Source organism: Leptolyngbya sp. 'hensonii' (assembly GCF_001939115.1).
Taxonomy (GTDB): domain Bacteria; phylum Cyanobacteriota; class Cyanobacteriia.
The window spans coordinates 1-9585 of record NZ_MQTZ01000073.1; the positions used below are offsets into that span (position 1 = coordinate 1).

The window sequence follows — 9585 nt, forward strand, 5'->3', positions numbered from 1 at the left end:
TCACTACCGTGTTATAAGCTAACCCGCTAATCCGACTAATCCCTCGTAAACTGGTGCCCTCACTGTGAGCTTGCAGGACTTGTTGAATTTGCTCTGGACTGACGTGACGGTAGTAGTAGAGGGTGTCAAAACTCTCTGAGAAGGTTTGTTGGCACCCCAGGCAAAAGTAGCGTTGATGCCCATTCGGCATCTTGCCATGCTTGTGAGTCTTAGAATGACCGCAGAGCTTACATTCCATAGCTTGAGTAGGTGAATCGTTGATTCCTTACTCTACCAGACCCACATCAGTTTGACGCACTACCTAATCGTCGAACCACCTGCTTGCTTAATACTAACCCGGCCAATATGCCACTGGCGGCAGTCAAGTTACTCTGCTGCTGTCGGCTAGGTAAGGTATCAATGACTTGTGCCACTTCCCTCAACACCCCGCTATGATCACTCGTTTGACTCAAGACCGCATAGGGCAATAGCCCAGGACGCTTCAGGAAAATCTCTGGAGGCTGCTCCCATAGTCGTACCACCTGAAACTCATGACGCAAGCGATTAGCGACAAATGTAGTTTGCTGCACCAATTCAGAGTCTGTCCGCCGCAAATAAATCACCACTTGCACCAGGCGCTTGTGTGGAAACCGCCGATACACCCGTAGCGCATAATCAGCCATGCGAAAGGGCATCATAGGGTCCGGGTCAGTTTGAAACTCACAGTGTAAAATTACTTCAGCCGATTGCAGCAAAACTAAGGCATCGGCACGAATGGGTTCCAAGGAGAGTTCCGATGGACTCAATTCACTCAGCACGATTGATTCCCCAATCAGCCAACTGGCAAAGTCAGGTGAGTATTGCTCAATCAGGAATTTAGAAACATTGTCAAAAATAGTTCTATTGTACCAGTCAAGGGGAGAGAGCCTGTCATCAATCCTCAAACGACACCGATCGCCGACTGATTCGAGCACCGGCTGCAACAGGTTCAGGAGGATTGGCATGAATCGCCATCCCATTCTTGACCCACTCCAGCAGCATTTCCCGCTCCCGGTACTGTCCCCGATGCTGGGGTGGACTCGATCGGGTGACGGCTTCCAACTCTTCTAGCGTCACCGGCAACAGGTCTTCTACCGTTGCGGCAGCTCCATCTCGAACTTTGATGAAGGCGTTGTAGGCCACTTTGATCACAATCTGGCTAATCTCATCTCCGGTGTAGTCTTCCGTCAGTCCGGCCAGGGTATCCAGCCAGGTGTTGTACTGTCTGGCCAGTCTACCGCTAGTGGGCAACGGGTCAGGCAACAGATGCCGCAACTGCAGATGCACCTGGAAGATTTGCTTCCTGGCCCTGAGGGTGGGCAGGTCCACAAACACGCGGGTGAACCGGCGGAGCAGTTCTGGCGAGAAGGTAGGCCGATTCGCAGTGGCAATCACAATCACCGGTTCTTCGTGGTCATTGAGCCAGCGCAAAAAGGTCGCAATCAACCGCTGAGAAGTCCCCCCATCTCCCTCCTGAGCCGATTGACCGATCGCTTTATCCATCTCATCCACCATCAGTAGACAGGGAGACACCGTGCTGGCTGCTTTGAGGATATCTCGCAGCTTCTGCTCCGACCCACCCAACTCTTTCGTCATCAGGTTGCCAAAGTCCAGGATGATGCAGGCCAGTCCCAATCGCGAAGAGAGTTCTTTGCAGATCAGGCTCTTGCCTGTCCCCGGCGGTCCAATCAACAGCAGACTCCTCGGGTTGGGCAGGTTGAACTCCCGCGCCCTGGGATCGAGGGCAGCACTGGTCATCTGCACCCATTCATCCATGGTCGTCAGCCCCTGGGCTGGCACATCGGGAGCCGGGGCATACTCAATCCCCAACCGGATCAGTTGTCGCTGCTTCATCTGATTGATCGCACCTGGCAGGTGGTGATCGATCGCCCGCAGCTTACGCACTGCATACTGGAGCAGATTGATCTGGCCTTCTTCCGTCAGTCCCAGCAGGGCACGCACTGTACGGGTCAGGTCCTGGGGAGTCAGCTCATCGGGAATCTGCTGGCCTTGCCCCTGGGCACTTGCCTGCAATTCCTGGAGCTGCTGCTGCACTAAGGCCCGCGTCTCCGGCTCATCCGGCAGGGGATACTCCATCTCCGAAATCAAGTCCTGGAACTCCTCCCCGAACTGGTGCCCGTGATGCACCAGAATCATCCGACTATTGGAATAATTGAGCACCGTGCAGGCCCGTTTCAACAGCCTGTTCACCACCTCAAACTGGGGATGGGGCAGGAGAAATCGGGGCAGGTCATAGAGGATGTATAGGCAGGCTTCGCCCTGGGCATTACTGGCCTGGTGAATGAGATAGCGTAGCAGGCTACAGGGGGCAGGTTCCCCCGCTCTGGCAACCTGGGCTGGCACCTGCACTGCCGTCTTCACCCAGCACTGGGGTTCCCAGGCCATCATTTGCCCAGGGGAGGGATAGCTCTGGATGCCATCCGCCACATCCCAGGTGACAGGTTGGCGTCTGGTTCTGGCAGTCTGGCCCCCATCGATCGCCATCCGCACCAGCAGCAGTTCCAGTTTATTCTGTGAGCCAATCGGACAATCAATGGCAACGCTGCCATAGCCACTTTTCAGGCGATTTGTCAGTTCTTGAAGGTCAAACATATTTTTCAGTATCAGAATGGCAAGGGTACAGATCAACGAAAGCGGCCACCCCCGGTAAGAGATGACCGCTAATAGACAGGCAATAGCCAGCATTACTAGAACATCAAAGCTCTACGGCCTGGGTTGGGGTGAGGAGGATGTCTTCAGCCTGGTAGTATTCCTGAGTCAGGGTCTGGCCTTCAAGCTGGCCAATTTGCTCCAGAAATCGAGTCAGCTCGGTACAGCCACTGCCGGACATCCCATCGACTGCAACTTTCATGGGTTGGCCCGGTTCCAGTTCAATTGTCAGAATTTGCATCATGTCAGCTTCTCCGGGTTAACAACGGCTGAGGGTGAGTTTGACCTGCCTGGTCACCGGGTCTACGAGTTCGTCTTGCAACACAAAGCCTTGGGTCATGGCCTGGGCCACCGCATAGTGACGATCGTGGCGCAGCTGAACCTGTTGGCTAAAACCCTCAATCTCTGAGTAATGCTGGGCCAGAGTGCTGGCATAGTAGCGGTAGTCATCACTGACCAGTTCGTAGATGCCCGTGCTCTGGTTTAACCGGAAGCCAATGTCTGTATGGTGACCAATGGCCGATCTGCTGACTACAACCTCGCAGTGGGCCACATCACTATAGGCAGTCTGCAACTGGACAGGGGCTTCGTAGGTTCGTACTGCCTGGTTCAGAAAAGCTTCCAGGGAATCAGAGTCTGAACACAGGGGGGTGACGACATCCCGTAGCCCCGCCAGCAGGGATGTTCGGCATCTTAGTTGAGTTCTAATGGTCGAGAAATGGCTCATAGTGCTCCTTACGCAAAGTGAGACAATTCGGGTGCATCCGTAGTGGAAGCCCCTTCCCTTCCCACCCCGTTAGGGGATGGGCAAGTTACACTTTGCGCGTCAGCAGATGCAGGTCCCTACCACCAGAACCACTCTGGGCAGTCCAGCAGGATCATGAATATGAGCAGATATTTAACAAAATGCTCCTGATGGCACCCATGGTTAAATCAGGCGGAACCGATGCAGGCCATAGAGCCTGCAGTGTAGAGATGCCTTAACTCGCCTTACGTTCCGCACCGGTCAGCGGTCGGCAGTCCGCAAAGCTGATGGAATCTGGGTCAAGAAAACTTGAAAGGGCAATTTCCAGCACTGCCTCTACCGGATACTCTATCTCTTCAGCATAGGTAACCAATGCCCTCTTTATCCTGTCAGGGAGGGCATCAAGAAAGGCATGGGCCGCAGCTGGTGATAGGTGTTCTGTTTTGGCTTGCATGGGACTATTCTAATTGCCGAATACGACTGTTATAGCGTGGTCTGACGGTCTGAATCATCCGTGCTTCAATTTCAAGCGATTGCAACCAGGCTTGATACCCCAACACAACCGCAACAATTCTGACTGCATCTGGGTCAAGCCGATCAATAAAAGCCCACCCCAGCGCCTTGTGTCCCCCTCGTAACCGTTGCCGAATATCGCCCGCTTTACCAATGTACAGAAGCTCCTCGTCCATGTGGCGAAAGCCATAGATACCTGGTCGGGCAGGAACAGTTAAAAACTCACGGGTTAAAGGATGGCAGTCAAGGAAGGAAGTGGTGGCAAAAATCTCCAGCAACCTGGAGGCTTCAGTTTCAATTAAGTCCATCAGTCGTTTACGGCTTTACTTCCTTCGACAACTACTTACTGTCGGTAGTATCCCATCTAGGGTGATAGAGCGGATCGTCGCCTGGGTACGAGTCACCTTTGCAGAACCCTGCAATAAATTCGGCAACAATATACTTGGCACACCAATCCCTTTCCCCTCATCCCCCACCCCCTTCTCCCACAATGGGGAGAAGGGGCATTAACGCTTAATTTCTCCCCTCTCCCAGAGCGGGAGAGGGGCCGGGGGTGAGGGCAGTGTTGATGCATGAAGTATATTAATGCCATAAATTCGGTGGAATCCCTACTGACAGGCTGGTTTCGTCTGGCTATCACCAAGATTGTCTCTACACATCGAGACTTTTTTGAGAGGGCAGGTACTCCTTAGGGGTGCTGCCCTCTCTTGTTTATTGGCCCTGGGATTACCCAACATCAGGATCTATCCCATACTCTCTGAGCAGCTTCTCAAAGCGATCCCGCTCCTGCCGGATCAGATCATCAGTGGCATAGGCTTCGCCCAACCGCTGCAAGTCCTGGAATAACCTCATCCGCTCCGTCAGCAGTTCGTTATATTCCTGCTCCGATTTGGTTACACCAAATGCTGTATCAAACCGCCGCTCTAAGGTTTCTAGAACCATAGCCATGCATAAGGCCAGAGCTTTTTTATTCCCTCGAAACGATTGCCAGAGCCAATAAGCACTGACCACATCCAGGGGTAATGCTCTGATCCGACTGCTACCTCGCAATTGATCCTCATCGGATTGAATTTCAGAAATCGCGGGCGTATAACCATCACCCAGCATAGATTTAAGTGCTTTTGACTGTAAAAATTCGCGGGCGTTTCTTTCTGTCAGACCCACACATTCAGCCACCTGAGTCTGACTCATCCGGTAGCTGCCATCCGGTAGTATAAACCCATCTACAGTGATGGACCCGATCGCCACCTGAGAGCGGCTAGCCTTCGTAGATGCGCTCATCCAATCCCTCCGAATTGCTGTTTAGTTCTTGTTTTGGTCGATACCCCTCTTTACCCAATAAGCGTCAACCGGCATGGGGAATTGCCTCTGCTTCATCCCAATCCACCCAGGCAGAGCGAGTGGCCTGGGCTTGTTGCAATTGTGCTGCAATGTCAGGGGGAGCCAGTTCTGCCTCTAGCTGGGCAATCAGGTTCTGGATGGTGTTGCGATCTTCTGCGGCATCTAGAGACCGCCCGATCGGCAACTGGGTCAACTCTTCAGCCAGAGCACTCAGCGATTGCTCATGACTGCTGAGGATCTTCGCACCCTGAATCAGTTGCTCCAGCTCGTTGCGGGTGGTCTTCGGTAGGCTACTGAGGGTCCAACCCTTGTCATGAATTCGGCTCAGGTTACGATGCAAGAGCACATTCAGTTGCCGACCCATTTCGGTGATTTTGGTCTGCACCGCAGACTTGATTTGGTTCTCCTGGTAGGCCACGGCTCGTTCGTAAGCCTGCTGTTCTCGCCTCTTGCCTTCCGCCTCAGCTCTGATTGCTTCTAGCTCCGCTTCCGCCTTCCGTCGTTCTACCTCAGACTGGGCAGCTCGTTCCAGGGCAATGGCTTTGCTCGTGACTGCCTCCGCCCAGATCTGCTGCAGGTGACGGTGACGTTCCAGCGCCTCTGGCAACGTTTCCCGCCGTTCCAGTCGGAGTTGCACCCCAAAGCCAGCCTGGATTCGACTCAGCTCTGGAAATGCGATTCTGCATTCCCTCAGGCAGCGCTGCAAGGTCAATTCGTCGATCTGGCCTGCCTCCACTTGGGGCCGCAATAACGATTCAATGTTGGCCACCCACCGTTCCTGTTCGACTGGATGTTCCTGTTCCAGATAGATCAGCAACTCTCTGGCTTCGGCTTCCAGCTTTTTGTAGTCCTGGATGAAAGCTTCCAGATGCTTGCCCACGATGACCCGATCGCTCCCCAATGTGCGGGTGTAGCGTCGATAGAGGGCTTCCTTCCCGGAGCGGATGGCGGCAAGGCCAGCTTTGAGCGGTTGAAACACATCGGTCAGTTTTACGGGTTGGACTTTGTAGCAGGTCGTATGCTCTAGATTTCTCAGGGCACTCTGGGTATCTTGCGGGACTTGCAGCATATCAAAGCCCAGCTCTGCCTGGTTGCTGCAACCCTGCCCAATTTCTACCTTCACCAGGTACAAGTCCTCACTGAGCAGGTCTAGATCTTGATGCAACGTCCTGAGGCTGAAACCCAGACTTTTCGGGTAAAGCCGTACTGCTTCCTCTGCCGTTACGTTTTCGTTGGTGTTCATATAGACCTCCAAGGGATTCCCCTGCCAACGCGATAGCGCTATCGCAGCCTTAGCTTGCACCCCAGCAACATAGTCCATGACATTCTGGTCGTGGAAGGCTAACGTCGATCCAGGACAACCATGGCGGTGGCAATCTGGATCGGGCGATCTGACTGCTTGAACTCGTCTCGATCGATGTCCTGCCAATGACCCCGCTCCCTCACCCACTCCTGGAAAGCCTGGCGTCGCTTCTCGACTGCACTTAATCGGTTGGCCTGACTGAAGTCACGGGTCCAGTGATTGGGTGTGATGACAACCAGTCGGCCTTTGGGTTTCAGGCACCTCTCCATGCGATAGACATGCTCAATGCAGGCATCATTGCCAAAGGGCGGATTGGCCAGAATAATGTCGTAGATCGGCTCTGGCTTCAGTTTCAGAAAGTCTCGCCCTATCACATGCAGACCCATCAGTTCCAGGATTTCGACCAGTTTTGGATTAGATTCCACCACATCCATATGGACCGTGATGCCCACTGCTGCCGCTGCCTCCAGCACCACCTGAGCAATCGTCCCATACCCGGCAGAAGGTTCAAGGATACGACAGCCATCGCACAGGGTCACATTGGGTAGCATCTGCTGCTGGATCACCGCTTTGGGGGTAGGGAAGAAGTCATCAATGCCTGCAACAGCCTGCCTGCGCCTCAGATAGGTAATCCTGCGCCACTTGCGGTCTTCTCCGGTCGGGACCTGGAAGTACTGCTTCAGCTCCCTCAACACAAACTGCAACTGTTGTGGCTGGGTGATACCGATCGCGTTGAGCATCCTGCGAATACTCCTGTTGGAGTCCCTGTTGGAGAATTTGCAGGCAAAGATTTCGGCAAGGTCGTCATCCGAGTACGGGCGATCATAGCCCAGCATTTCCGCCAGTTCTGGTTCAAGCTGGTAACGGAAGGCCCACTTGACCAGCCAGGTGATTTGGTGGCGGGTACGAATCTTCCGGAGCAGCAGGGGCAGGGTTCCATCCTGTTGCCCGCTTTGCAAGGCTCTGGCAACCTGAGCACTCCAGCGAACCAGATCAATCTCTCGTTCTCGGTTCTCCTGCTGGTGAATCTTGCGCCAGGTGTTGACTGGGTTTGCTTCCAGACCGGGTCGCAGGCGCTCATAGTCGGCTTCCATGCCTGCTGCCACTTCACCCAGCATCTCTGCCCGTACAGGACTGGGTTTGGTCTGGACGGCAAAGCGCTCAGGCACCAGAATTGGTGGAAGCAGGAGTGGGACAGGTGCAAGTGTCGCAGAATCAAGAGCAGGTGTAACCGCCAGCAATAAAGGGCTTATGGGTTTACAGCCACTGGGTACAGGCCGAGATGGCCTGGGTTTGCGTTTTCGGATCAGAGAGGACATAGGAAAAGGCAAAGTTGCGTATTTTTCCCCCACCCCTGCGTCAGCAGGCCAGGGCTGCCCTGCTCTCACCCCATGCGGTAGAACCTTCCCCAACTCCCCTCACCCCTCCAACTGGCAAGAAACCCAAGGCTTTGCAGCAGTCCTTTTTCCCCTACAATTAGAACATCTGCACTCCCTGCCAATCTGGCCATGACCGATCACGATCGCCTCTTCAAAGAACTGCTCTCCACCTTCTTCATCGAATTCCTGGAACTATTCATTCCCGACCTGGCAGGAACAATCCAGCCCGATTCCATTCGGTTTTTGCAACAAGAGTACTTTGCAGATCTGACTTCCGGCGAAGAACAGGTGATTGATTTGTTGGCAGAAGTCAGGCAAGCCGGAGAGGAGATCGCTTTCCTCGTCCATGTGGAGGCCCAAGCCTCTGCTGAACCCAATTTCACCAGGAGAATGTTCTTTTATTTCGCCAGACTCTATCAGAAGTATTTACAACGGGTCTACCCGATCGTCGTCTTCTCCTTCGACGAACCCTATCGGGAAGAACCCCACCATCATCAAGTCGAGTTTCCCACCCTGAAAGTTTTGGAATTCAATTTCGCTGCCATTCAGCTCAATCGGCTCAACTGGCGAGATTTCTTGCAACAGCGCAATCCAGTCGCAGCAGCCTTGATGAGCAAAATGCGGATCGCTGTGGAAGACCGGCCCAGGGTTAAGGCAGAATGTCTGCGACTATTGGCGACACTGCGGCTGGACCCGGCCCGCACCAGATTGATTTCCGGCTTCGTGGACGTCTACCTCCGGTTGAATCAGCAGGAAAAGCAGGCGTTTCAGGGGGAACTTGGTAAACTGGAGGCAACGGAGCGGGAGGGCATTATGCAAATCGTTACCAGTTGGATGGAACAAGGCATTGAACAGGGCATCGAGCAGGGCATCGAGCAGGGCATCGAGCAAGGTGAAAGATCGCTCATCCTCCGTCAACTGACTCGACGAGTGGGCGAACTGTCGGAACAACTGTGCTCTCAAATCAGCATCCTATCTATCCCTGACCTGGAATCCCTGGGAGAAGCTTTGCTCGATTTCTCGACTTTATCTGACCTGGAAACATGGCTAGCAGAACATCAGCATTGATTTTGATGATCAGGTGGCCACAACGGCTCACCCCCCTCTAATCTGCGTCCTGGTAAACCACACCCGGTTCCTCACATGCAACTGGGCCACAGACCAGAGCTGGTTATGCTTTGAGTTAGCAACCGCTGGAGCTTCAAGTTCCCCGCCAGACTACCGTTTGCGAAGCCATATCCGTAACTTCAGCCATTGCCCCAATTTGAGCCGGAATAGAAGCAGGTGACTTATACTGCACAAAGTTCAAACACTCCCACATCACACTCCATCCTATCCCCCTGCCCAAGCAGGAGTTTTTCATTGCAGATGACCCACAACCTTAGCGATCGCTCGTCGGTGAACCCTGTCCACATAGGACGGTGAGACACCCAACAGTTCCGCTGCCTCAGCACGGGATGTAGCTGCAGTCCTACCCACCAAGCCATAACAAACCTTCAGGCATTCCTGCTCCCTGAACGATAGATGACATAGGACAGCTTCAACCTGCTGGCGAAGGCTACGATCGGCCAATTCTCTCCTGATCACACGAATAGAGTCCGTACTCGACAAAGCGC

General features: G+C 53.8%; 11 protein-coding genes and 2 pseudogenes. 2 read left to right on the plus strand and 11 right to left on the minus strand.

Features of this window, described 5'->3' with window-relative positions; all coding sequences use genetic code 11:
• The 10 genes and pseudogenes from BST81_RS26570 to BST81_RS26615 all read right to left on the minus strand — a co-directional run.
• Positions 1-238, minus strand: a pseudogene (locus tag BST81_RS26570) (IS1 family transposase); the annotation flags it as partial.
• A 46-nt stretch (positions 239-284) separates the two neighbouring features.
• Positions 285-983 carry a flagellar assembly protein H gene (locus BST81_RS26575; RefSeq protein WP_143780521.1) on the minus strand — a complete coding sequence of 233 codons (699 nt, stop codon included), beginning with the start codon at positions 981-983 and terminating at the stop codon, positions 285-287.
• On the minus strand, positions 913-2631 hold the full coding sequence (locus BST81_RS26580; RefSeq protein ID WP_171974865.1) for an AAA family ATPase: 1719 nt from the start codon (positions 2629-2631) through the stop codon (positions 913-915). The genes BST81_RS26575 and BST81_RS26580 overlap by 71 nt, the downstream gene beginning before the upstream one ends.
• Positions 2632-2734: 103 nt before the next feature.
• Positions 2735-2932: a DUF2997 domain-containing protein gene (locus BST81_RS26585; RefSeq protein ID WP_075601500.1), complete on the minus strand. Its 198-nt coding sequence runs from the start codon at positions 2930-2932 to the stop codon at positions 2735-2737.
• A 15-nt stretch (positions 2933-2947) separates the two neighbouring features.
• Positions 2948-3415: a DUF1257 domain-containing protein gene (locus tag BST81_RS26590; protein ID WP_075601501.1), complete on the minus strand. Its 468-nt coding sequence runs from the start codon at positions 3413-3415 to the stop codon at positions 2948-2950.
• Between the two features lie 253 nt (positions 3416-3668).
• Complete coding sequence (locus tag BST81_RS26595) at positions 3669-3887, minus strand: hypothetical protein (RefSeq protein ID WP_075601502.1); 219 nt, start codon at positions 3885-3887, stop codon at positions 3669-3671.
• A gap of 4 nt (positions 3888-3891) precedes the next feature.
• A complete protein-coding gene (locus tag BST81_RS26600) occupies positions 3892-4254 on the minus strand; it encodes a GIY-YIG nuclease family protein (RefSeq protein WP_075601503.1) in 363 nt (120 codons plus the stop codon).
• A 418-nt stretch (positions 4255-4672) separates the two neighbouring features.
• The gene (locus BST81_RS26605; protein ID WP_075601504.1) at positions 4673-5227 is read right to left on the minus strand and encodes a hypothetical protein; all 555 of its coding nucleotides are present in this window, start codon (positions 5225-5227) and stop codon (positions 4673-4675) included.
• Between the two features lie 64 nt (positions 5228-5291).
• On the minus strand, positions 5292-6530 hold the full coding sequence (locus BST81_RS26610; RefSeq protein WP_075601505.1) for a hypothetical protein: 1239 nt from the start codon (positions 6528-6530) through the stop codon (positions 5292-5294).
• A 98-nt stretch (positions 6531-6628) separates the two neighbouring features.
• Positions 6629-7909 (minus strand): methyltransferase, encoded by a 1281-nt coding sequence (locus BST81_RS26615; RefSeq protein ID WP_143780522.1) that lies wholly within the window; start codon positions 7907-7909, stop codon positions 6629-6631.
• A 14-nt stretch (positions 7910-7923) separates the two neighbouring features.
• On the opposite strand from BST81_RS26615, the gene BST81_RS28340 reads away from it, so the two are divergent.
• Both BST81_RS28340 and BST81_RS26625 read left to right on the plus strand, forming a co-directional pair.
• The gene (locus BST81_RS28340) at positions 7924-8070 is read left to right on the plus strand and encodes a hypothetical protein (RefSeq protein WP_171974866.1); all 147 of its coding nucleotides are present in this window, start codon (positions 7924-7926) and stop codon (positions 8068-8070) included.
• 28 nt (positions 8071-8098) lie between these two features.
• Positions 8099-9037, plus strand: coding sequence for a DUF4351 domain-containing protein (locus BST81_RS26625; protein WP_075601508.1), 939 nt, complete (start codon positions 8099-8101; stop codon positions 9035-9037).
• A 291-nt stretch (positions 9038-9328) separates the two neighbouring features.
• Here BST81_RS26625 and BST81_RS27835 read toward each other — a convergent pair.
• Positions 9329-9585: pseudogene (locus tag BST81_RS27835) on the minus strand (hypothetical protein); the annotation flags it as partial.

What these genes read in the sequence shown, in the direction of transcription:
- BST81_RS26575 (WP_143780521.1), bottom strand. Translation starts at nt 983, where the DNA reads ATGCCAATCCTCCTGAACCTGTTGCAGCCGGTGCTCGAATCAGTCGGC.
- BST81_RS26580 (WP_171974865.1), bottom strand. Translation starts at nt 2,631, where the DNA reads ATGTTTGACCTTCAAGAACTGACAAATCGCCTGAAAAGTGGCTATGGC.
- BST81_RS26585 (WP_075601500.1), bottom strand. Translation starts at nt 2,932, where the DNA reads ATGATGCAAATTCTGACAATTGAACTGGAACCGGGCCAACCCATGAAA.
- BST81_RS26590 (WP_075601501.1), bottom strand. Translation starts at nt 3,415, where the DNA reads ATGAGCCATTTCTCGACCATTAGAACTCAACTAAGATGCCGAACATCC.
- BST81_RS26595 (WP_075601502.1), bottom strand. Translation starts at nt 3,887, where the DNA reads ATGCAAGCCAAAACAGAACACCTATCACCAGCTGCGGCCCATGCCTTT.
- BST81_RS26600 (WP_075601503.1), bottom strand. Translation starts at nt 4,254, where the DNA reads ATGGACTTAATTGAAACTGAAGCCTCCAGGTTGCTGGAGATTTTTGCC.
- BST81_RS26605 (WP_075601504.1), bottom strand. Translation starts at nt 5,227, where the DNA reads ATGAGCGCATCTACGAAGGCTAGCCGCTCTCAGGTGGCGATCGGGTCC.
- BST81_RS26610 (WP_075601505.1), bottom strand. Translation starts at nt 6,530, where the DNA reads ATGAACACCAACGAAAACGTAACGGCAGAGGAAGCAGTACGGCTTTAC.
- BST81_RS26615 (WP_143780522.1), bottom strand. Translation starts at nt 7,909, where the DNA reads ATGTCCTCTCTGATCCGAAAACGCAAACCCAGGCCATCTCGGCCTGTA.
- BST81_RS26625 (WP_075601508.1), top strand. Translation starts at nt 8,099, where the DNA reads ATGACCGATCACGATCGCCTCTTCAAAGAACTGCTCTCCACCTTCTTC.